This is a genomic window from Neobacillus sp. OS1-32 (assembly GCF_030915425.1).
In the GTDB taxonomy this organism is placed as follows: domain Bacteria; phylum Bacillota; class Bacilli; order Bacillales; family Cytobacillaceae; genus Neobacillus; species Neobacillus paridis.
In genome coordinates this window covers 753,501-773,609 of record NZ_CP133263.1, presented here as the reverse complement: position 1 = coordinate 773,609, position 20,109 = coordinate 753,501, and the positions used below count along the sequence as shown (strand labels likewise).

General features: G+C 40.1%; 24 protein-coding genes and 1 riboswitch. Of the genes, 13 read left to right on the top strand and 11 right to left on the bottom strand.

The window, feature by feature from the left end:
- Window positions 1-21 precede the first annotated feature (21 nt).
- Window positions 22-522 carry a mismatch-specific DNA-glycosylase gene (locus RCG24_RS04110; protein ID WP_308078367.1) on the bottom strand — a complete coding sequence of 167 codons (501 nt, stop codon included), beginning with the start codon at window positions 520-522 and terminating at the stop codon, window positions 22-24.
- Between the two features lie 123 nt (window positions 523-645).
- Here RCG24_RS04110 and RCG24_RS04105 point away from each other — a divergent pair, with 123 nt between their 5' ends.
- The 4 genes from RCG24_RS04105 to RCG24_RS04090 are packed head-to-tail and all read left to right on the top strand — an operon-like array spanning window position 646 to window position 3,064.
- Window positions 646-1,290: a copper amine oxidase N-terminal domain-containing protein gene (locus RCG24_RS04105; RefSeq protein WP_308078366.1), complete on the top strand. Its 645-nt coding sequence runs from the start codon at window positions 646-648 to the stop codon at window positions 1,288-1,290.
- Window positions 1,291-1,303: 13 nt separating this feature from the next.
- Window positions 1,304-1,576, top strand: coding sequence for a hypothetical protein (locus RCG24_RS04100; RefSeq protein ID WP_308078365.1), 273 nt, complete (start codon window positions 1,304-1,306; stop codon window positions 1,574-1,576).
- Window positions 1,542-2,489, top strand: coding sequence for an FAD:protein FMN transferase (locus tag RCG24_RS04095; RefSeq protein WP_308078364.1), 948 nt, complete (start codon window positions 1,542-1,544; stop codon window positions 2,487-2,489). Before RCG24_RS04100 ends, RCG24_RS04095 begins: the two co-directional genes overlap by 35 nt.
- Window positions 2,486-3,064 carry a ferric reductase-like transmembrane domain-containing protein gene (locus RCG24_RS04090; protein ID WP_308078363.1) on the top strand — a complete coding sequence of 193 codons (579 nt, stop codon included), beginning with the start codon at window positions 2,486-2,488 and terminating at the stop codon, window positions 3,062-3,064. Before RCG24_RS04095 ends, RCG24_RS04090 begins: the two co-directional genes overlap by 4 nt.
- On the opposite strand, the gene RCG24_RS04085 is transcribed toward RCG24_RS04090, so the two are convergent.
- From RCG24_RS04085 to RCG24_RS04060, 6 genes are all read right to left on the bottom strand, one after another.
- Window positions 3,061-4,317: a sensor histidine kinase gene (locus tag RCG24_RS04085; RefSeq protein ID WP_308078362.1), complete on the bottom strand. Its 1,257-nt coding sequence runs from the start codon at window positions 4,315-4,317 to the stop codon at window positions 3,061-3,063. The two genes, RCG24_RS04090 and RCG24_RS04085, sit on opposite strands and share 4 nt — an antisense overlap.
- Complete coding sequence (locus tag RCG24_RS04080) at window positions 4,307-4,987, bottom strand: response regulator transcription factor (RefSeq protein ID WP_308078361.1); 681 nt, start codon at window positions 4,985-4,987, stop codon at window positions 4,307-4,309. The genes RCG24_RS04085 and RCG24_RS04080 overlap by 11 nt, the downstream gene beginning before the upstream one ends.
- A 203-nt stretch (window positions 4,988-5,190) precedes the next feature.
- Window positions 5,191-6,579 (bottom strand): S1C family serine protease, encoded by a 1,389-nt coding sequence (locus RCG24_RS04075; protein WP_308078360.1) that lies wholly within the window; start codon window positions 6,577-6,579, stop codon window positions 5,191-5,193.
- A gap of 149 nt (window positions 6,580-6,728) precedes the next feature.
- On the bottom strand, window positions 6,729-8,168 hold the full coding sequence (locus tag RCG24_RS04070; RefSeq protein ID WP_308078359.1) for an ATP-binding protein: 1,440 nt from the start codon (window positions 8,166-8,168) through the stop codon (window positions 6,729-6,731).
- Window positions 8,140-8,841: a winged helix-turn-helix domain-containing protein gene (locus tag RCG24_RS04065; protein WP_308078358.1), complete on the bottom strand. Its 702-nt coding sequence runs from the start codon at window positions 8,839-8,841 to the stop codon at window positions 8,140-8,142. Before RCG24_RS04065 ends, RCG24_RS04070 begins: the two co-directional genes overlap by 29 nt.
- A 176-nt stretch (window positions 8,842-9,017) precedes the next feature.
- Window positions 9,018-9,599, bottom strand: a complete 582-nt coding sequence (locus RCG24_RS04060) for a TetR/AcrR family transcriptional regulator (RefSeq protein WP_308078357.1) — start codon at window positions 9,597-9,599, stop codon at window positions 9,018-9,020.
- 231 nt (window positions 9,600-9,830) lie between these two features.
- On the opposite strand from RCG24_RS04060, the gene RCG24_RS04055 reads away from it, so the two are divergent.
- Window positions 9,831-10,712 carry a VanW family protein gene (locus RCG24_RS04055; RefSeq protein ID WP_308078356.1) on the top strand — a complete coding sequence of 294 codons (882 nt, stop codon included), beginning with the start codon at window positions 9,831-9,833 and terminating at the stop codon, window positions 10,710-10,712.
- Between the two features lie 33 nt (window positions 10,713-10,745).
- On the opposite strand, the gene RCG24_RS04050 is transcribed toward RCG24_RS04055, so the two are convergent.
- Together RCG24_RS04050 and RCG24_RS04045 are read right to left on the bottom strand one after the other, a co-directional pair.
- Window positions 10,746-11,051, bottom strand: coding sequence for a hypothetical protein (locus RCG24_RS04050; protein WP_202654677.1), 306 nt, complete (start codon window positions 11,049-11,051; stop codon window positions 10,746-10,748).
- A 50-nt stretch (window positions 11,052-11,101) separates the two neighbouring features.
- Window positions 11,102-11,728: a YkoP family protein gene (locus RCG24_RS04045; protein WP_308078355.1), complete on the bottom strand. Its 627-nt coding sequence runs from the start codon at window positions 11,726-11,728 to the stop codon at window positions 11,102-11,104.
- A 227-nt stretch (window positions 11,729-11,955) separates the two neighbouring features.
- Here RCG24_RS04045 and RCG24_RS04040 point away from each other — a divergent pair, with 227 nt between their 5' ends.
- The 3 genes from RCG24_RS04040 to RCG24_RS04030 all read left to right on the top strand — a co-directional run bounded on the left by RCG24_RS04040 (window position 11,956) and on the right by RCG24_RS04030 (window position 13,390).
- Window positions 11,956-12,666 (top strand): class I SAM-dependent methyltransferase, encoded by a 711-nt coding sequence (locus tag RCG24_RS04040; RefSeq protein WP_308078354.1) that lies wholly within the window; start codon window positions 11,956-11,958, stop codon window positions 12,664-12,666.
- 124 nt (window positions 12,667-12,790) lie between these two features.
- On the top strand, window positions 12,791-13,024 hold the full coding sequence (locus RCG24_RS04035) for a hypothetical protein (RefSeq protein ID WP_308078353.1): 234 nt from the start codon (window positions 12,791-12,793) through the stop codon (window positions 13,022-13,024).
- 114 nt (window positions 13,025-13,138) lie between these two features.
- Entirely contained in the window at window positions 13,139-13,390 is a 252-nt protein-coding gene (locus RCG24_RS04030; RefSeq protein WP_202654680.1) for a sigma-G-dependent sporulation-specific acid-soluble spore protein CsgA, read from the top strand.
- 245 nt (window positions 13,391-13,635) lie between these two features.
- On the opposite strand, the gene RCG24_RS04025 is transcribed toward RCG24_RS04030, so the two are convergent.
- Window positions 13,636-13,797: a hypothetical protein gene (locus RCG24_RS04025; RefSeq protein WP_202654691.1), complete on the bottom strand. Its 162-nt coding sequence runs from the start codon at window positions 13,795-13,797 to the stop codon at window positions 13,636-13,638.
- A 251-nt stretch (window positions 13,798-14,048) separates the two neighbouring features.
- On the opposite strand from RCG24_RS04025, the gene RCG24_RS04020 reads away from it, so the two are divergent.
- The 3 genes from RCG24_RS04020 to RCG24_RS04010 all read left to right on the top strand — a co-directional run bounded on the left by RCG24_RS04020 (window position 14,049) and on the right by RCG24_RS04010 (window position 15,419).
- Window positions 14,049-14,252 (top strand): DUF1657 domain-containing protein, encoded by a 204-nt coding sequence (locus tag RCG24_RS04020; RefSeq protein WP_308078352.1) that lies wholly within the window; start codon window positions 14,049-14,051, stop codon window positions 14,250-14,252.
- Between the two features lie 81 nt (window positions 14,253-14,333).
- A complete protein-coding gene (locus RCG24_RS04015) occupies window positions 14,334-14,540 on the top strand; it encodes a DUF1657 domain-containing protein (RefSeq protein ID WP_308078351.1) in 207 nt (68 codons plus the stop codon).
- 18 nt (window positions 14,541-14,558) lie between these two features.
- The gene (locus RCG24_RS04010; protein ID WP_308078350.1) at window positions 14,559-15,419 is read left to right on the top strand and encodes a DUF421 domain-containing protein; all 861 of its coding nucleotides are present in this window, start codon (window positions 14,559-14,561) and stop codon (window positions 15,417-15,419) included.
- Between the two features lie 56 nt (window positions 15,420-15,475).
- Here the strand turns inward: RCG24_RS04010 and RCG24_RS04005 are convergent, their stop codons facing one another.
- On the bottom strand, window positions 15,476-16,444 hold the full coding sequence (locus RCG24_RS04005; RefSeq protein ID WP_308078349.1) for a DMT family transporter: 969 nt from the start codon (window positions 16,442-16,444) through the stop codon (window positions 15,476-15,478).
- Window positions 16,445-16,765: 321 nt separating this feature from the next.
- On the opposite strand from RCG24_RS04005, the gene RCG24_RS04000 reads away from it, so the two are divergent.
- Both RCG24_RS04000 and RCG24_RS03995 read left to right on the top strand, forming a co-directional pair.
- Window positions 16,766-18,109: an ISLre2 family transposase gene (locus RCG24_RS04000; RefSeq protein WP_308077453.1), complete on the top strand. Its 1,344-nt coding sequence runs from the start codon at window positions 16,766-16,768 to the stop codon at window positions 18,107-18,109.
- Window positions 18,110-18,291: 182 nt separating this feature from the next.
- A riboswitch (Lysine riboswitch) is annotated at window positions 18,292-18,481 on the top strand.
- Between the two features lie 101 nt (window positions 18,482-18,582).
- The gene (locus tag RCG24_RS03995) at window positions 18,583-20,058 is read left to right on the top strand and encodes an amino acid permease (RefSeq protein ID WP_308078348.1); all 1,476 of its coding nucleotides are present in this window, start codon (window positions 18,583-18,585) and stop codon (window positions 20,056-20,058) included.
- The last annotated feature ends 51 nt before the right edge of the window (window positions 20,059-20,109 follow it).

The window sequence follows — 20,109 nt, the reverse complement described above, 5'->3', positions numbered from 1 at the left end:
CATTGCCGTCGATTTTTAATGTCAAAGTAACTCGGCCAGTTTCTGATAAATGGCTACCATTTCATCCAGCTTCATCCTCACCAATCCGCTTGAAGACGGCGCGACAAAATCAATTGTTCCGGGAACAACGGCTGCCGGCTGCACTCCCCATGGTGCCGTTTTCCGTCCGCTAAATTGCAAATAGACTCCCTTTCCAACATAACAAACAATTCTTGGTCTCAAGCGGGCAATTTTTTGTTTTAAGATTTCTCTCCCCTGCCGATACTCTTCCTTCGAAATTTCATCCGCCGCCTTTGTCGGTCTAGCCACAATGTTGGTAATTCCAAAACCAAGCTCCAACAATAAATCGTCTTCAGAGGGCATAAATTTTCTTGGAGTTAGCCCCGCCTCGAAAAGGATCCGCCAAAAGCGATTATTTGGATTGGCAAAATGATGTCCGGTTTCGCTAGAACGAATGCTTGGATTAAAACCGACAAAAAGGACCTGTAAATGATCTTTCACACGGTCTTCCACTTCTTTCATAACTACCGCCCTTTCTTAAAAGAGTGTTAATATTTTTTATTTTACCATATCCTTTTCAGTTTCTTTTCAGACAGGCGGACTACACTTCTATATATAAACAACCCAATAAGGAGGCGAACAATAATGAAAAAATGGAAAAAAGGGCTGACTATTTTGGCAGCGTTTTTTGTAGTATTTTCTCTTGGCACCACTGCCATCGCCGACCATGATGATGACGACGATGAAGAATATGAATATTATCACAAAGATCATGGTGAAAAAAAGGGCGAATCCTACAAATATGAGGAAGAGGACGACGATGATGAAGAGTGGGAAGGTAACCAACAGCAACAAATACAAGTCACACAACAAGCAGATTATTGGAATATCTGGTCAAGGGAACCAGTAAATAATCCGGAAAATACCTTGCCAGTTGACAGTCCTTCAAATGTCTTGGTTATTGCTGGCAATAAAAAGACGAACATGTACTTTATTCCCCGCGATGGGCAGCTGCTGGTGGGGGGCGAAACGCTTGCAAATGTTATAGATGCCGACTCTACCTTTTACCCGACAAGCAAGATATGTGTACTAAAAAAAGGCGGGAAAGAACTCATTGTCAAAGCTGGCTCGAACGCAGCCTATGAAAATCGAATGAAAACACCAATGCCGGTTCCGGCAGCAGCCTATGAGAATACCGTCTATCTGCCTATTTCCGTAGCGGCTAATGCCCTTGGATACCGGGTAACATGGGATGCGGCCAAAAAAGCAATCATTTTACAAGCGATATAAAGGGGATGTAAAAATGACTAAATCAAAAAAAGGAAAATGGATCATCGGTTTAACCGGAACTGCTTTATCTGCCTTTGTCATCAGCCAAGTTGGGGCAGGTCAAATGAATAATAACCAGAATACGACAACCGCCACTGCGGTACAATCGATGAGTAAACAAGAAAAGAAACTTGCTCAGCTTGATTGGTCCAATTACAGCATAAATGGAGCGACTGTTACAAGAGGGAATGAGGCTTCAGTTTCAGGAGGGAATGAACAAAGTGACCGGCAAACACGGAGAACATAATGAACAGGAGCCGCTTATATTTGAAGCAATGAATACTTCCTTTTATATAACGGTACAAGAGTGCAGGGTTCCCAATTGGCAAGACTTCATCCTTGGCTGGATTAAATATGTTGAACATGAATGGTCTCGGTTTCAGTCTGATAATGCATTGGCACAGATTAATAATCTGGAAATAGGTGAAATTGGGGAAGTTTCACCGCCCCTTTTTGATCTTCTATCACGGGCTGAGGAATATCGGCAAAAGAGCAATGGCTTTTTTTCGCCCTATTTATTGCCGCTAATGGAGTATCATGGTTACAGCCATTCTTTTCCGTTTCAATCGTGTGAAACAAAGACTCAGAAAATGCCTGCTGTTTTTTCAGATGCTGCCTCTCCTTTCCACTTTGATGAGAAAACCGGAATGATTGAACGACTCGCTGAAGGACAACTGGATCTTGGCGGGATTGCTAAAGGGTACGCCGTTGAGGCAGCGGCAAACTGGCTAAAGTCAAACGGGAAAGCCGCCGCCGGGATTGTCGATGGCGGAGGTGATATGACGGTTTGGTCCAATAATCAAAAAGAATGGAAAATCAGCGTAGCCCATCCCTATCGCACAGACCTCGACATTGCCCAATTTCGCATTAAGAACGGTGCGATTGCTACCTCGAATGTCGTCTATCGCAGCTGGCTTCAAGGGAATGAACAGAAACACCACCTGTTAAACGGGAGAACAGGGCTGCCCGTTAACAGTAACCTCATTCAAGCAACCGTGATCACAGAAAATTGTGTCGATGCAGAAGTCATGGCTAAACTGTGCTTTATGGTAAATGAAGAAGAGTTGGATCCTCTTTTAAACTCGATAAATCCCAGTTATACTCTCCTTTTGGTTACAAAGGATGGAAAAATCATTCATCATGGTGGTGAAAAACATTGAGCGATTATTTTTCGACTTGGTCTTTGATTCGAACTTCTGGCTTTTTAGCTTATTATTTAATGACACTGTCACTTGCTATAGGATTATTAAGTTCTTTTTCAGTTATGAAAAAGAAGAAGGCGATGTTCATTTCGCTGCATCAATCAACTGGCTGGGCCGGACTGTTAACCATCCTATTTCATATTTTGTTAATCTGGCAGGATCAATATGTTCCGTACTCTTTAAAGGAACTTTTTATTCCTTTTCTGGCAAAAAATGAGCCGTTTCTGTCAGCATTAGGGACGATATCCTTTTACTTATTTTTTATCGTCATCGGATCGTCTGACTTTTTCATTAAAAAAATGGGGATTAAACGCTGGAAGAAGCTTCATATTGCAGTCATTCCCGCTTGGATGATGATGGTATTTCATGGCATTCTGATTGGAACGGATTCCACAAAACCTTGGGCGTTATTTTTATATGCCGCCGGGATTGTTGTCATTGCCATTATCGGATTACTTCGCTTGTTAGATACGGCTGTAGAGCAACCGGCAAGACAACAAAGAAAACCACTAAATCAACAACGGCAGCCTTAAGAGCTGCCGTTGTTTTGGTTAAATATTACAGTAAAGATACTACCCTTCCCTAATTGACTGCTGACCGTTATTTCACCGCCATGGGCCTGAACAATAGTTTGGGCAATGGAGAGCCCTAAGCCAGCACCACCTTTTTCCCGCATTTGGTCAGCCCGATAAAAACGGTCAAAGATCAATGGCAAATCTTCCGCTGCAATCCCACAGCCTGTGTCTTCTACCGTTATAGTAATTTTACCTGCATTTTCCGTTAAACCTAAAGTAATCTCGCCTGCCTTTGTGTAACGCAGGGCATTATCCAATAAAATATAGAGTAATTCCTGAATCCTTACTTCATCTCCATGAAACAAAATTCCCGGCTGAATATTTTCCCTAAACGCAATATCTTTGGGGATTTTTCTTTCAAATCGCTGATGGATGGAAGTGAATAACTTAGATAGATTCAATTCTTTGCTTTCCAGCATTAACTGGTTTTTGTCACTTCTGGCTAAAATCAACAAATCATTAACCAGCTTACTCATGAGCTGGGCTTCGATTTTCACATCTTCGAGAACCTCCTGTCCGAATGGACTCAAGCGGTCTTTTTCCTCGGTCATCAACAGGTCAATAGAGCTGTAAAAAATACTAAGCGGTGTCCGTAATTCATGGGAAGCATCGGATACAAATTTTTCCTGTTTTTCAAAAGCTCGCTTAATCGGTTTTATTGCCTGCCCGGCAAAATAGTAACCCAGCAAGGCAAAAATCAAACTAAAAAAAATGGTCAACAATAACAAAATCCAGGTGATCTTTTCAATTAAGTGCTGCTGTGCTGTAATTTCCTTGCCAATTAGGACAAAACCATCAGCTCCAATTTCTTGTTTCATTAACAGAAAATGCTGTGATCCCTTTTCCATTTTTATGATTTCATCGCTAGACTTTATATCCATCTGGTTATCAATCCATCGAAAAAGCTCTTGATTGGTCTCTTTACCATAGATTAAATTTCCTGCCTGATCATACAAGTAATAAAAGATCGGCTCCTCCGGTTCATATTTTAAAGGATGATCTTCCTTTTTTTTATGATGATCCTCCTTTTCATAAAAGTCATCATAAAAATCATCGGCCTCCTTGTTATAATAAGCAGATAGTTCCTCTATTTCCTGCTGGTAAATTTGATGCGATATAAGCAAGTAGAGAATCCCGATGAAAGAAAACAGTAATAAAACAAGTGAGCAGGTATATATAAAAGTTAATTTTGTTTTTACTTTATGAAACATGGCGGTTTCTCACTTTGTAGCCAATTCCCCGAACATTCTGAATCAGCGAAGGCTCTCCGGGTATGTCCACCTTTTTTCGGACTAATTTTACTAACGCATCTAAGGCATTATCCGTTACCTCGCTATCATAACCCCAGAGTTTTTCAAACAGGACTTCTCTGGTCATGATTTGATTTTGATTTCGCATCAGTAATTCAAGAAATTGGTATTCTTTTTTAGTCAGCTCAATAATCGAGCCATTTCGCCTTAATTCATGGGTGTCTAAATGGAGGGTGAGGTCATGGTATGTAATAACTTGCTCCAGAGGTTTTTGTTTTCTGCGGCTAATCGCCCGAATGCGCGCCAATAACTCATTAAATTCAAACGGTTTCACTATATAATCATCGGCTCCTGAATCCAGACCAGTAATAATATCCTGATTGGCATCCTTGGCGGTTACGAATAATATGCCGCTTTGAATCCCCTTCTCCCTTAACCTGTGGCAAACAGACAATCCACTTTCACCCGGCATCATCCAATCTAGAATGATGATATCGTACTCCGTAAATATGGCATGATCGTAGGCATCTTTGCCATTTTTTACCCAATCCACCAAATGAAATTCTTTACTCAGCAAATGGGACACCAGTTTTCCCAGCCGAACATCATCCTCTGCCAGCAGTATATTCACTTTTAAAACCCCTTTTCAAAAAATTCCAACCGACTTTTCACCTATGATTGGTAGTAGTTTCTATGATCCTTTGAATTTAAAACAGAAACTGTAAAAGTTGGAAAAAAGCCTGCTACCATTATGATAGCAGGCTTTTCTGAAAAATAAGTGAAATTTTCGTGAACTCTATTTCATGATTGGTTAAATCCTCAGAAAGGTGGAGATCACTCAGTTGCTCGATTATTGGATACTGTTACAGTTATGGTTTTCAATTTGCCATCACGGTAAACTCCAAATTTGATTTTATCGCCAATTTTAACCTTCGTATAAAGATATTTTCGTAATTCCGAAGAATTAGCAATTTTTTCTCCATTCATAGAGACAATAATATCTTTTGGCTGAAATCCTGCACGGGCTGCAGCAGAATTGCCATCAATATTCATCACTACTACACCCTGTGTGACACTTTTAGGAAGATCCCCGCGATAAACCTGGGGAATTTGGTCAAGGTCTGCTAATCCAATCCCAAGGTAGGGACGATCAATTTTTCCATTTTTAATTAATTTATTTACAATCGGTATAACATCATTGCTTGGGATGGCAAAGCCTAACCCTTCTACGCCGCTTTCGGCTATCTTCATGCTGTTAATCCCGACAACCAGCCCTTCCGGATTAATTAATGCCCCGCCGCTATTTCCCGGATTAATCGCAGCATCTGTTTGAATAACCGTTGTTTCCCAATCACCCGCAGAGGTGGAAACGGAAATACTGCGGTTGGTCGCACTGACAATTCCTTGTGTCACCGTTCTGGAAAGTTCTGAACCTAACGGATTTCCGATGGCATATACTTGGTCACCAGGTCGAAGCGTCGATGAATCGCCAAATGTGGCAGTAGCCGTAACATTTTTTCCATCGATTTTTAGAACGGCTAAATCGGTTAAAGCATCCGTTCCCAGCACTGTTGCAGTTGCCTTCGTTCCGTCATATAATGAAACCTCCAGCTTTGATGCCCCTTCAACAACATGATTATTTGTCACAACATAAGCATACCCATTCTTTTTTTGAAAAATCACCCCAGATCCTGATCCAGCTTCAACGTTTTGTGAAGACTGGGTGTTGCCAAAAAAGTCAACACTTTGTTGCTGCTGATAATTCTCAATCCCTACAATAGCCTTCGATACTTTCTCAACGATATTGGCAATCGAATCAGTGCCATCCGCTTTAGCTGATACAGTTTTTGCCACGGTACTATTCTGTTGAACCTGGACAGGTTGCTCTTCCGCTTGCGGTTGGAGGTTTTTAATATAATCGGTATGCGGCAGAATCGTTAATGTTAAGACAGAACCGATTACACCTGCAGCCAATGTGGAGGCGAATCCTTTGGCATTCTTTTTAAGTCGACTAGTTCGTTTCGGTCCTTTTTCTTCATTTATCCTGGCATGCTCAAGATCGCTGTTAGTGCTATTCGCTTCTACAGGGCCAGTTTCCTTGTTTACTGAATCCTCGTCTAACGGTTTATGATCTTCAGCAGCCTCACTCGGATTTCCGGCACTGTTGGCTGGTAATGATAAATCAATCGAATTTTCCTGTTCAAATGGCTCTTTGTTTTCCATATTTGCTCACTCCTTTAAAACTAAAATCCAATAATTTATCGCTTGTTTTTACTTTATCTGACAAATGTTAATAAATTATGAACAATTTTTAAAGGGTTTTGGAAAAATCTAAGAATATTGTTTAAAAGCAACAGAATCAATCCTCAGCTTTATTTCGGATCCATTTGAGCCGGAAAACGAATGACAAATTTCGTTCCTTTTCCTTTTTCACTATAGACGTTAATCTCTCCATTATGAAGATTGACTAGTTGTTTCACAATCGACAGGCCTAAACCAAACTCACCATAGAGGTTACTTGTTCGAGAAATATCAGCTTTGTAAAAACGGCGCCAAATATTTTCAACTTCACTCGTGTCAATTCCAATTCCAGTATCTTCCACTTCAATAATAATATGATCCTGCTCCTTTTTTCCGCGCAGCCAAATGGTCCCCTCAGTGGTAAACTGGATACTGTTTTTGGTAATATTAATCAGGATTTGAACCAGGCGGTCATAATCAGCATATACAAACACATCAGGAGAGGCCTCAACGACGATTTGGTTGTTTTTCTCCTCAGCCTGCATGCTTAATTGCTCTTGGATAATTTCCAGTACTTCAGAAAGCTGGATTTCTTCTTTAAATAATCGAACCTGATTCGAACGAATTTTTTCATAATCAAGGTTTTCATTCACCAGCCTGATTAATCTTTTAGCTTCCTGACTGACAAGATTGATGCCCTTTTCTTTATCTTCTTCCGGAATCATATTATTTTTAAGACCTTCAATAACGCCGCTGATGGTCGTCAGCGGGGTCCGCATTTCATGGGAAACATCGGCCATAAATTGGCGCCGGCGGTTTTCCAGGCTTTCAATTTCCAGCATCGAAGCATTGATTTTATCAACCATGTTGTTAAAATCTTGCGCTAATTCGCCAATCTCATCGTAATTTGAGGAATGAACATGAACATTATAATTCCCTTTCGAGACTTGGGCGGCTGCCTTACGCAGCCTTTGAATCCGTTTTACGTGAATTCGCGACAAATACCAGCTTTGCAGGAAGGAGACACCAAAGGCAGCTAAAATTGCGTACAATAAATATTTGTTAATGGCATGAATCATACTAACCGAACCGCTAATCGGCGAGGTTAGCAGGACTCCACCATAGAATTTCCCATGATCCATGTGAGGCAATATAACAAACGTCACTCCATCCTGGTCAAAGCTTTTATAATCGCTTTTAACGACGATGGTTTCGCCTTTTGTCACCTTCTCCCAATAGGATCGCGGCAGGTTTTTTATGGCCGGTCCATGATTATTGACCAAATATAAGTTACCATCGGAGTCAAACATGCTGAAGCTCATTTTTCTTGCCGCTAATACATTGCTGTATTGGTTAATGATTTGGTCCGACTCCAGCGGCGATTCTTTAATATCGGAGAGAATGGCCCTGCCGTATGCGATCAGTTCATCAGTTTTATTTTCATAGACGAGATTTTCGAGATAATGGGCAAACAGCAGGCTTAAAAGTAAAAAAGCGACGATGATGATACTAATATGGCTGAAAAACTGTTGATAAAAATATTTAAATTTCATCGGTTTTCGTTGTGTCATCGAATTTATACCCTACTCCCCAGACAGTATGGAAAAATGGCTGGGATGATGTTTCAACCTTTTTCCGCAACCGTTTGATGTGAACATCAACTGTACGCTCATCCCCGTAGAATTGATAGCCCCATACACTTTCAAGCAGCTGCTCCCTGGAGAACACCTGACGAGGATGCTCGGCCAAATAATAGAGTAAATCAAATTCTTTTGGTGTTAAGTTGGTAATTGGCGTCCCGTCCACGATTACTTCCCTGGTTGTCTTATTGATGTTAAAATGCTCAGTTTGTATAATCCCCTCCATATCTTTAGGTACCTGTGATTGATATCTTCGGGTAACGGCCTTTATTCTGGCCATCAATGTCAACGGACTGAATGGCTTTGTGACGTAATCATCGGCCCCCATCTCAAGCCCCAGGACCTGATCAGACTCACTATCTTTAGCCGTTAACATAATTATGGGAACGGTCAACTTTTCCTCCCTGATTTTCCGGCAGATGGTTACTCCATCCATCCCCGGAAGCATCCAGTCGACAATCAGTGCATCCCATGTACCGTTTTTAAATCGCTGATAACCTTCAAGCCCGTCATTAACAAACACACCTTCAATGCCCTCTTTAGCAAAAAACATTTCAATCATGGAACAAACACTTTTATTATCTTCAATCACTAGTATTTTCAAATTCGGTCAACTCCCGGCAATATACTTCCTACTACTAGTGTAATCAAATTTTACCGGATCGCAAAGGTTCTGCTGTATTCTTCCCAGCTTATTAATAGATTGTTCATAATTTCGAAATAAAACAACTTAAAAAGGTCTTGAACTTGTTCAAGACCCCTTGGGATATGATCCGGTATTTACTTATTCACAATGAGCTTCGTTTGAATTCCCTGCAATATCATCTCGACAAAAATCTCAGCCACTTCACGATCAGAAACATTCCCGGCCGGGTTAAACCAAAAATAGCTCCAATTGGCAACACCAAGGATTCCAAAAGTTACAATTGCCGTTTTTAAATCGGAGCGGAATTCACCATTTTTTACCCCTTGATTCAACAGCTCTTCAAGATTAAAGCGAAACTGATCCCGCTTGGATTTAATCAATTCAATTCTTTCTTCACTTAAATTCTTCATTTCCGTAAAAAAGATTTTTGCTGCCGAACCTTTTGTTTTGATATCGGTGATCAGCATGGTTACAATATCATTTAATTTCTCCCTGGAAGAGGTCGCTTTGTCGTTCAAAATTTTTTCCTGCTGGTTAAGCAGTCCATTAATATATCCAAGGTGGATATCCATTAACAACTCTTCTTTACTGGAAAAATAGTAGTAGAAGGTCCCTTTTGTTACGCCGAGTGAATCCACAATATCCTGAATTGACGTCTCGCTGAACCCCTGTTTCTCAAATAAACGAATGCTATGTTCCGTAATTTTGTCTTTCATTGCACGCAGCCTCTCAATCAAAAAATTTTCTCAGATATGTCCCTTTTCGCTCTCTTTATACCAACTAGTTAGTATGTTGATGATTATATTATACATCATTTATTCAATATTTAAATTCCTTTTTGCTTGGCTTCAATGGAAAGATCCTTTTTCACGGTAAAATATTTTTACGTTCCTTATTACATGAAATTCTCAATGAATACCCATAATAAAATGAGGAGGTTTAAGCTTATGAATTTACCGTTAATTTTTGCAGCTTGGCTGGCCATCCAACCAGTTCATTCTCCCGAAGATATAACGATTACAAAAGACGGTATTCCGGTTACAACGGTTAATCGCTTGGATTTTTTTAACCCTTACATTGATTTCCCAATTTTTGATGTTCAAAAATATCAGCGTTTTTTAGATCAATTAGATAAACAGATATCCTTTGAAGCAAAAAATGCCCGCTTAGATCATAACGGAAATATCATTCCGGAAATTGCTGGGTTTAAAGTAAACCGGCAAGCTTTTACAGAACAAATTTATGCTAATTTTTTTGACCAACATTCTCCCAGTCTGGAAGTCCCGCTTCAAACTGTTTACCCAAAAGTTGATAGTGAATTACTGAGTGATATTCGTTCATTCAGGATTGGTCGATACTTCACATCCTTTAATCCACAGAACAAAAACCGGTCATATAATATCAAGCTGGCAGCAGAGGCGATCAATAATTATGTAGTATTTCCGGGCGAAACGTTTTCTTTCAACAAAGTTGTAGGGAAACGAACTAAAGCCAAGGGCTACCTTAAAGCACCAGTGATCGTTAGAGGTGAGTTTTCAGAAGATATTGGCGGTGGAATTTGTCAAGTATCCTCAACCCTTTTTAATGCTGTGGACAGTGCAGGTCTGGCAATTGTACAACGATTTTCGCATAGCCGAGATGTTCCATACATCCCCCCAGGGAGAGATGCTACAGTCAGTTGGTATGGCCCTGATTTTGTGTTTAAAAATAAATACCAACAACCGGTTTTAATCCGAGCCCGAACGATGGGAAGATTGTTAATTATTAATTTGTATTCCAGTGAAGGAATTCAATACAAGCCGCGTAAAATTCCCCGCCCGCCAACTTAAAAAAAGTCCGCGAATCAGCGGACTTTTTTGCAATTAACGCTTATTTTTATTATTTAAGGCACTGGAAAGCAGTTCTTGTGAGAATTCTGTCAGTGCAGCTGTATCCATGTTGTTTATATTCATTTTGGGAACGATATTTTTCACAGAATCCTTAATCGGACTTGCAAATTTTTTGACTGAATCCTTCAACGGAAGTGTATTGGAAAACCATTTTCCTTTAGTCATTGTCAATACAGCAGCACCTATTCCAATGCTGGCCAGCGACGCCCAGATGGCCCCATTCGTTTTGCGCTTTGGCATAAACATTTTAACAAACGGCATTCTTCTCAAATTCCGCATACTTGCACCCCTTTTCCCATTATGGAAGAACAAAAGAGCCTTCCATTTTGTTAATTTGTCCTTTTTCCTTCTGTGTATGAATAGGAATCTGTACATACCTTGTTAATTTCTGGAGGAATTTTGCCGTATTTTTGATATAGGATCTCCTTTGATAAAAAAAGATAGGTGAGCTGATGCTTTTGAAAATATTTAAGAGGGGTACCTGACAGAATGAAGATGGGCAGTTGTCCCAGCTGCTTAAACCTCCGATACCAAATGCTTTTTGGCTTAAAACATTCAAATCCTAATGTGCGAACACCACGATTTAAAGTCGTGATTCCGATAATCGCCTTGATTTTATCTTCTTTCGGATGTTTTTTTAAATACTTAGATAAAGTCGGCATTGATTGATGTACCAGTCTATACATCATTCTTGACCGCTTGATGTCATTTTTGATTTTTGTGTACTCACTCAATAAACTAACATTATGCAGGTGAATTTTAAGTAACAAATCATTCCTCCCGATGATGGTTCCATCCGAAAGAACGACCTCCGCCCCTTTATATTTTGTTACGCGAACACGAAAGATTGAACGTTTGTTTTCCTCATCCTTTATGCAATATAAACGGGAACAATAATAAAATAACGGATCAATTAATTTCCATAACCAAAGGAGTGTTAGGCGAATAGCCATCATTTACACCTCGTTCCGTCCTTACACCCAAAAAGTGTGGTTTTTCAAATTTTCTTTTTATCATCATCATCTAATGTTAGGATATGAAAAAGGACATTGAAAATGAATCAGCTAGTAATGGACTTTTTTATCGTCAGCAGTCCCTTTATGCAGATTAATAATAACATTAAGGCACCCATCCCGATTCCTTTTCATAAGATGCAGAAAAGATGTAAGTTAGGATGGTGGCTATGGGTGGCTTAACATATATTGATTTTCTTGCAAAATTTGGCGTTGGTGGTGCCCATCCAGGTGGAATCGGTTTAACAAAAAGCATCCTTGCACAGGAACATATTACAAAAGATTGCATGATTCTAGATGCAGGCTGTGGCACAGGGCAAACGGCAGCCTATTTATTTAATCAGTATCAAGCAAAAATTTTCTGCCTGGAAATTAATCCGATCATGATTGAAAAAGCAAAAAATCGTTTTGAAAAACTGCAATTCCCTATTCAATTATTCCAAGGATCTGTCGAAGAAATTCCTTTTGATCGAAATACTTTTGATTTTATTATATGTGAATCTGTCTTGGCATTTGTCAATAAACCTAAAGCCCTCAGTGAATTCTACAGAGTCTTAAAAACAGGCGGCCGCTTTTTGGCAAATGAAATGACGATTAATTCAAAGCTAAACAAACAAGCCGAACAAGAAATTATCGGGTTCTATAATATCGACTCTTTGTTGTTAGAAAACGATTGGATCCGCCTTTTAGAAGATACTGGCTTTAAACAAATTAAAATAAACGAGCTGCAGTCAGACCTGAAGGATGGAAACGTTGCTCAGGAATTTAATTTTTCACAAAATTTTGAGCCTGAGCTATTCAGCATCCTCAATGAACACGGGAATATGCTTATAAAGTATCATGATATATTAAGTCACCGAATATTTACTTGCTCCAAATAAGAAGGCCCTTCAAAGAAGGGCTTTCAATTTTCTTAATATCTGGACAGGTACTGGTTAACAGCCCTTACATACGGGGGATATCCTTCATACCCTATAGCAAGTCCTATGAATGGGAGGAATTTAAGTGGAGCGGTTAACTTATGAACAAGCACTTCGCCTAAAAGGAGAAATCATTTCGTTTAAAAATAAACAAGGCCAGTGGACAATTGGCAGAGTAGCAAAGGTACGAAAAGATGGCCTGGAGATTGAAGAATTAAATCATTCCGGTTCCGACGAGGGTTATGGATACGGCTTTTGGGGACCATTTTGGGGACCATCCGTCTTTGTTGGGTTTGGTTTTCCTTTATTTTGGTGGTAACAGCGAGTATGTTTCTCATACTTGCTTTTTTTTGGCCAAATTCCTTCAAACTAAACTATGTATAGTTAAACCGTTTAGAAGAAAAATAAGTTATGAAAGGATCGGTGAACGAATGTGGATAAGACGTTAGGTTATCTAAGAGAAACTTTATCGAACTATACGGGTGACCATTCCGAAGGAGGGCAAATCTACCAAAAGCTTCTAACTGGGAAATTCAAATCTGAAGAGGCTTTTGTAAGAAGTTTAAATCAGAAGGAAATTGATTTTTTAAATAAAATTTTAGATGCTGAAATCGCCTATGCTCAAGAAGTACAAGACGATCAAAGGGTTTATGAACTCAATGAAGTGTACGAGCTATTGTTTTAAGTCTTTTGATAACAAAAAAGATGGCAGAAATCTCAGCAGCCATCTTTTTTGGAAATATTGCCGGGTGGGCCATTTTATTTCCTAGGCAAGCGCACCTTCCGACAAAACATGATTTATATTTTTGAGAAATTCTCTAAAAATCGACATAAATTTTCTGAAAATTACAATATTCTACGTAATCATTAGGATAAATTATTTTTTAGTTTCGTTACTTTGAATGATCTCCTTGGGAAATTTACCAAAGTCTATCTGCCAGCGTCAACTTCATCAAGAGAAAGGGTGGTGACACTCGTGAAATCCCCATTTTCTAGTTCTTCTTTGGTTGCGCTTTTTTCCAATTCTGCCCGGTCATCTATACCAGGTGCCAGAGTCGGTCCGAAATTGTTATTTTCTTGCTTTTTAGCCACGTGGATCATCTCCTTTCAACTGTTATTTTCTCAAAAGCAAGGAACAATATTCTAAAGGAGTATAAAAGAAAAAAGAAATGCCCTCATGTGAATCGTTATGACCCTATTATAAGCAATTTCAAAAGGCAATTTTCCACTTATTACTGGAAAAACTTTCTCCTTTCTTCAATTGATTCTCGATACATAAGCCGGCGGATGATTCGCATACTATGCTTGTAACATCCCATCTCGATCAGAAAGAAGGAATGAATATGACTGTTGGAACACAAGTGAAACAAACTATAGCAGGATTAAAAGCGGCACAGGCTTCTTTTGAAACTTTTGCGCTCCAAACAGATAATAAAAACGCAAAACAGCTTTATCAGCAAGCAGCGCAACAGACCCAATCCATCATTGATACTGTAGAACCACGACTGCAAGAAATAACGACGGAAGAACCGCAATACAATCAGTAATAAAATCAGTAATAAAAATGGTTGGCATTTTAGCCAACCCCTTTTTCATGTTGATTATTATGCTAATAAGGTGGTCAGAGGATGACAGTTGCTTCAAACGTTAAACAATGTCTTACAACCATTAAAGGAATAGAATCTCAATTATCTACTTTGGCACTGAATTCATTAGATAATGAGGCACAGGCTGTTTTTCATGATGCTGCCATGACAATTGAAACGATAAAAAAGGATCTCCAATATCGAGTTTTAGAATTAGAGCGGCAGGAACCACAGTATGCTGGTTCTTAACTTATGAGGTGAATATCGATGAATGGCTATCTGGATATATTTTTTCGATCTGTTATCTTTATCCTTATTCTATTCTTAATTACAAAAGTTGTCGGTAAAAAGCAAATCTCCCAGTTAACTTTCTTTGAATATGTTGCCGGAATCACAATTGGCAGTATTGCCGGTGAAGCAGTCACAGGGTTGGAAAAAAGTTGGTTGCAAGGTGCCTTTTGTATCCTCATTTTTGGTTTTGTTACATTTTTAACTGACTATTTTTCACTGAAAAGCAAAAAATTCCGTGATATTGTAGAAGGTAGCGGAACGGTAATCATTAAGGAAGGAAAGCTATTAGAAGATAATTTAAAAAAGGAAAAATACACCATTGACAATTTACTCACCCTGCTTAGGCAAAAAGACGTCTTTAATGTAGCTGATGTTGAATTTGCTGTTTTGGAACCACAAGGTAAACTGAGCGTTTTGCTTAAGAAGGAGAATCGCCCCCTAACTCCAAAAGATTTAAAGATGAAAATGCCCAATGAAAAAGAACCATATACCATCATCATGGATGGAAAGATCATGGATGATGCATTAAGGTGGAGCGGTAAGAGCAGGGGCTGGCTATATACCGAACTGGAAAAAATGAATGCCACACTTGATAACGTTTTCTTAGGTCAAGTCGATTCCTATGGTGAGCTGACTCTTGATCTCTATGATGATAAAATTAAAGTTCCACAGCCACAGCAGCGGCCACTGCTCCTGGCCTCATTGAAAAAAACACAAGCTGATTTAGAGATCTTTGCCCTTTCGACCGAATGTGAAAAATCCAAAGCCATGTATCAAAAAAATGCCACGCTCCTCCAAGAAACAATTGCCAAACTTGAGCCCTATTTAAGCAAATAGTGACCGTAAATAATCCTTATCACCCCGTCTGATAAGGATTATTTTTTTAAAATTATTTACGCACTTACCTTACTACTGACTCCGGCTTCTTTTTTGTTTGAAATATAACTATGTAAAATCATGCCGCCCATGACCAAAATGACCCCCAGCCATGATAAAGGGGTGGGAAAAGCTGAGTCTAACAGCCATAATTCCCCTAATAAAGCAAACAAAACTTCCATCGACTGCGTTGCTTCAACCGCTGCCAGTTTCTGCATGTTTCCCCTAACTAGATCGGTAGCCTGGAAAAATAATATTGTCGCAATGACTCCCGATGAAATAGCCACTATGCTGGACTGAATCGTCTGGCCCATACTAGGCAAACCAACGGTTACATAGCCATAAATCGATAAAATAAGCCAAAATGGTAAACTTGCTAAAGTCATTCCTAATACCCGCTGGAATACATCTAAACGGCCGCTGCATACCTCCATCATTTTACGATTTCCCAGCGGGTAGGCAAATGAGGCAGCAACTACTGGCAAAATTCCTAACATAATGGCCACTGGCGAAAGTGCGGCGGCCTGCTGTAACTGCATTAAAATGATACCAATTAAAATGAGCAGCGACATCGTTAAACCTTTAAAAGGAATTTTTCCCTTTATTTGTTTGGGTCCAGTCTCTGTCATGACCGTTTCGGAGAATAAGGGTGCGAGCAGTGAACCAGAGATAATCGTCACTTGCCAGGTTGCGGCAATCAGCCAGCCAGGTGCATAGGCAGCCGAAAAACAAAGCGGCGCATAAAAAAGCCCAAAGCCCACCGTACTCCATAAAAGCCAAGCCCCAGGCCGCTGTTTTAAGTCAACCAATAATGGTTGTAAATTTTTTCGTCCAATAACGATGCTGAAAAGAAATGGCAGCATAAAGAAATATCTGAGGGAAGCACTCCAGATCCAACTGCCGCCCCCTTGATCCATTGCCCTATTTAAAATGAACGTAAAAGCAAAAAAGAATGCAGCTAAGATGCCGATGAGAATGGGGCGCATACTATCTCCTTCCTAAAAAATTTTTATTATAAGCATAGCATATTTATAATATTTCTAATAATACCTTTTTTTCGAATCATATGATAATACTTTTGATAATACTTTTTCGCAATAGTATAAAAATACATATTTAGGTATGAGTAAAATTAATGTGGGCAAAATTTAACCCCTTCATTTGGTGAGGGATTGTCAGATCGCTCACCAAATGAAGGGGCCACCAAGCGAAAGCGCGGTAGTGTTCTAAGCTAAATACATGAAAAAGAGGGCTACTCCTTGGTAGAATCATAGTCGACCAAACCCAATCCAAAGGAGGAAGCCCTCATGCAAAAGAATAGCACAATATATCCCAATTTAAAACAGATTGAACAATTAGTTTGGAGGCAATTACAGGAAACCTTCTCAGGGGTTATGAAGACTCTTTTAGAGGACATGGACCAACAGATTGCCGAAGAGCGTAATAAAAAGCGTTATCGTCTACTCGATAAGCGTACCACCACGTTAGACAGCCTTTTTGGGGAAATCACGATTGAACGGAACTATTACCGTGATAGAGAGAAAAATGAATATGTCTATCTCCTTGATCGTTATTTGGAATTTGAAGGGGCAGGTACCTTCAGTCCCCTTATTGAGGAAGCCGCTCTAGAGCTTGCCATTACAGGGCCTTCTTACCGAAAGGCCGCAGAATCGCTTGAAACACTTTTAGGCTACCGTGTGATCAGTCACGAAGCTATACGTCAACATCTGTTACAGGTTGCCAGTATTCCAAAAGAGCGTCAGCCTATACACCGCTCAGTGTTATTTGTAGAGGTGGACGGTATATATGTGAAACGTCAGGGAAAAGGAAAAAGAGGAAAGGAAGAAAAAATAGCAGCGGTTCATCAAGGCTGGGAAATTAACGGAAAACGGGTAAGTCTAAAAGATAAACGGCATTTTATTCACCGTGGGAAACAGCCCTTTTGGGAGGCGTTTGAGGACTTTCTCATCGAGAATTTCGAGTATGACCCCACTGTCCACAAACTGGTGATAAACGGTGATGGTGCTAGTTGGATCACAGCCTGCCGTGAGCATTTTAAGGACAGGGCTTTCTTTTCGATTGACCGATTTCACGTGGCACGAGATATTCGCAGCCTGTTCCGTAAACACCCTCGCTATCGCCAAATGCAAAAGGCTCTCGCGTCCTATGACAGTCAGAAACTACTTACAGAATTAAATAATGCCGTCGGAACTCTTGAAACGAGGGAACAAGAAGAACGGCTGGACCAGTTGCTTCGTCAGCTCGAAAAGTACCCTGAAGCCCTCAGGGATTATCGAGAATGGCTTAAAGAGCAGGGGGTTGAGACATCTGGAATGAGACCAATGGGAAGTGCAGAGGGAACAATGAGAGTCTTCGCAAAAAGGCTCAAAAATGGGCGTAGTTGGGTGGAAAAAGGCGTAAGTGCCATGATCACCGGATTGGTGGCATTCCTCGATAATTTAGCTTTGAGAACACTATTCGGGCGAGTGGAAAGATGGACAGAAACCAAGGAAGAAAAGAACCCCCCGAGACATTATGTGGAAAAGGTGAAAAGCACGATTGGTGAAGCTACAAGGGATAATATCCTTTACCTAAAAGGCAAGGCGAATATTCCAGTGTACAAAGCATTAAAAGAGTTGGCCGGTTTTTAAAAAAGACAAATTTTCTATCAAGAGAGCACTCTAAATAAGTGAATCCGCTTTCACTCCTGTGGGGATAAAAAAACTGCCCACAAATACTTGACTCAAACCATATTTAGTTTCCATTTGACATTCAATAAATAAAATTTATACTATATAAGTATATTAACTTTATATATTAAATCCTCATCAACCGATGGGGTAGAGGTCGCGGTTTTTATTAGTAGGATGGACGAGATGCAGAGACATTGGCGACTCCATTTGAAAGGAAAAACTGCCGAAGTGTACTTTTTTCTCTGGAACAGTATGCTGGGGCTGTCTCCGAAAAGGAACAGAACTGTCACGTGCGGACCACCTATCCAAACGTGTTGAGCTATCTTTCGGAAGGTATGATGCGGGGTATAGACACTTGCCACCTGTATCTGCTTCGGTGGCATTTTTTATTCCAACCTCCTTCCCATTCTATTAAAAAAGGAGTCCTAATTATGCAAAGTGCAAACGCACTAGAAAATGAAGCTTATGCAGAAGCCAACAACGTGGAGACAAGCGAACTGAAACGAAGCTTAAAATCCCGGCATCTTACGATGATTTCGCTAGGCGGAACGATTGGCACCGGGCTATTTCTTGCCAGCGGCGGTGCAATTCATACCGCAGGGCCTGGTGGTGCAATTCTTTCGTACATCGTTATTGGGATCATGGTTTACTTTTTAATGCAAGGCTTAGCCGAAATGGCTGCCTATATGCCGGTTGCCGGCAGCTTCAGTACCTATGCTACAAAGTTTGTTGACCCATCTCTCGGCTTTGCTCTAGGATGGAATTATTGGTATAACTGGGCAATTACGATTGCCGCTGAACTTTCTGCCGTGACGATGATTATGAAGTTTTGGTTCCCTCATACACCATCATTATTATGGAGCAGTATTTTTTTAGTGCTGATGTTCTTATTAAATTACCTGTCTGTTAAAGGATTTGGTGAAGCAGAATATTGGTTTTCACTCATAAAAGTAGTTACAGTCATTATTTTTATTGTTACAGGAACGTTAATGATTTTTGGGATTATGGGTGGTGAAGCTGTCGGCTTTAAAAACCTTACCATTGGTGATGCCCCATTCCACGGCGGCTTTATGGCGATGCTGGGGATCTTCATGGCAGCTGGGTTTTCCTTCCAAGGTACAGAACTGTTAGGAGTCGCTGCCGGAGAAACAGACGATCCAGCCAAATCGATACCGCGGGCCGTTAAATCAGTATTTTGGCGGATCCTCCTATTCTATGTGTTAGCAATTTTAGTTATTGGATTACTCATTCCCTATACAAATAAAAGTTTACTTAACGGCGATGTATCCGTAAGTCCGTTTACCCTTGTTTTTCAAAAAGCAGGGATTGCTTTCGCCGCTTCAGTCATGAATGCCGTTATCCTTACGGCGGTATTGTCTGCAGGTAACTCTGGGATGTACGCTTCAACCCGGATGCTTTGGGATTTAGCCCGCGATGGTAAAGCACCAAAATTCCTGGCAAAATTAAATAAAAATGGCGTACCGGTAAATGCTTTAATCGTGACCACTTTAGTGGGAACTCTCGCCTTTCTTGCTTCTTTCTTCGGTGATGGAACAGTATATGTATGGCTGTTAAACGCTTCAGGGATGTCAGGATTTATTGCATGGTTAGGGATTGCGATTTGCCATTACCGTTTCCGGAGAGCATTCATTGCACAAGGTAAAGACTTAAGCTTGTTACCTTATAAAACGAAACTATTCCCATTTGGACCCCTTTTCGCTTTTGCTGTATGTGCCTTCGTTATCTTGGGGCAAAACTACTCAGCCTTCCTTGGAAACCATATCGATTGGAATGGTGTTTTAGTTTCCTATATTGGTTTACCGCTATTTCTGGCACTTTGGCTTGGCTATAAATTTATTAAGAAAACAAAGCTTATTCCGTTAGAGAAATGTGATCTTGAAGTATAAGATCTTAAAACAACACGCTTTCACTGCGTGTTGTTTTTTATAGAAAAGAAA

Excerpts from the sequence above, each read along its gene's own strand:
- RCG24_RS04015 (WP_308078351.1), top strand. The coding sequence starts at position 14,334 with ATGACAGTTGCTTCAAACGTTAAACAATGTCTTACAACCATTAAAGGA.
- RCG24_RS04070 (WP_308078359.1), bottom strand. The coding sequence starts at position 8,168 with ATGACACAACGAAAACCGATGAAATTTAAATATTTTTATCAACAGTTT.
- RCG24_RS04050 (WP_202654677.1), bottom strand. The coding sequence starts at position 11,051 with ATGCGGAATTTGAGAAGAATGCCGTTTGTTAAAATGTTTATGCCAAAG.
- RCG24_RS04075 (WP_308078360.1), bottom strand. The coding sequence starts at position 6,579 with ATGGAAAACAAAGAGCCATTTGAACAGGAAAATTCGATTGATTTATCA.
- RCG24_RS04010 (WP_308078350.1), top strand. The coding sequence starts at position 14,559 with ATGAATGGCTATCTGGATATATTTTTTCGATCTGTTATCTTTATCCTT.
- RCG24_RS04040 (WP_308078354.1), top strand. The coding sequence starts at position 11,956 with ATGGGTGGCTTAACATATATTGATTTTCTTGCAAAATTTGGCGTTGGT.
- RCG24_RS04020 (WP_308078352.1), top strand. The coding sequence starts at position 14,049 with ATGACTGTTGGAACACAAGTGAAACAAACTATAGCAGGATTAAAAGCG.
- RCG24_RS04055 (WP_308078356.1), top strand. The coding sequence starts at position 9,831 with ATGAATTTACCGTTAATTTTTGCAGCTTGGCTGGCCATCCAACCAGTT.
- RCG24_RS04085 (WP_308078362.1), bottom strand. The coding sequence starts at position 4,317 with ATGTTTCATAAAGTAAAAACAAAATTAACTTTTATATATACCTGCTCA.
- RCG24_RS03995 (WP_308078348.1), top strand. The coding sequence starts at position 18,583 with ATGCAAAGTGCAAACGCACTAGAAAATGAAGCTTATGCAGAAGCCAAC.
- RCG24_RS04095 (WP_308078364.1), top strand. The coding sequence starts at position 1,542 with ATGAACAAAGTGACCGGCAAACACGGAGAACATAATGAACAGGAGCCG.
- RCG24_RS04045 (WP_308078355.1), bottom strand. The coding sequence starts at position 11,728 with ATGATGGCTATTCGCCTAACACTCCTTTGGTTATGGAAATTAATTGAT.
- RCG24_RS04100 (WP_308078365.1), top strand. The coding sequence starts at position 1,304 with ATGACTAAATCAAAAAAAGGAAAATGGATCATCGGTTTAACCGGAACT.
- RCG24_RS04060 (WP_308078357.1), bottom strand. The coding sequence starts at position 9,599 with ATGAAAGACAAAATTACGGAACATAGCATTCGTTTATTTGAGAAACAG.
- RCG24_RS04110 (WP_308078367.1), bottom strand. The coding sequence starts at position 522 with ATGAAAGAAGTGGAAGACCGTGTGAAAGATCATTTACAGGTCCTTTTT.
- RCG24_RS04000 (WP_308077453.1), top strand. The coding sequence starts at position 16,766 with ATGCAAAAGAATAGCACAATATATCCCAATTTAAAACAGATTGAACAA.
- RCG24_RS04005 (WP_308078349.1), bottom strand. The coding sequence starts at position 16,444 with ATGCGCCCCATTCTCATCGGCATCTTAGCTGCATTCTTTTTTGCTTTT.
- RCG24_RS04105 (WP_308078366.1), top strand. The coding sequence starts at position 646 with ATGAAAAAATGGAAAAAAGGGCTGACTATTTTGGCAGCGTTTTTTGTA.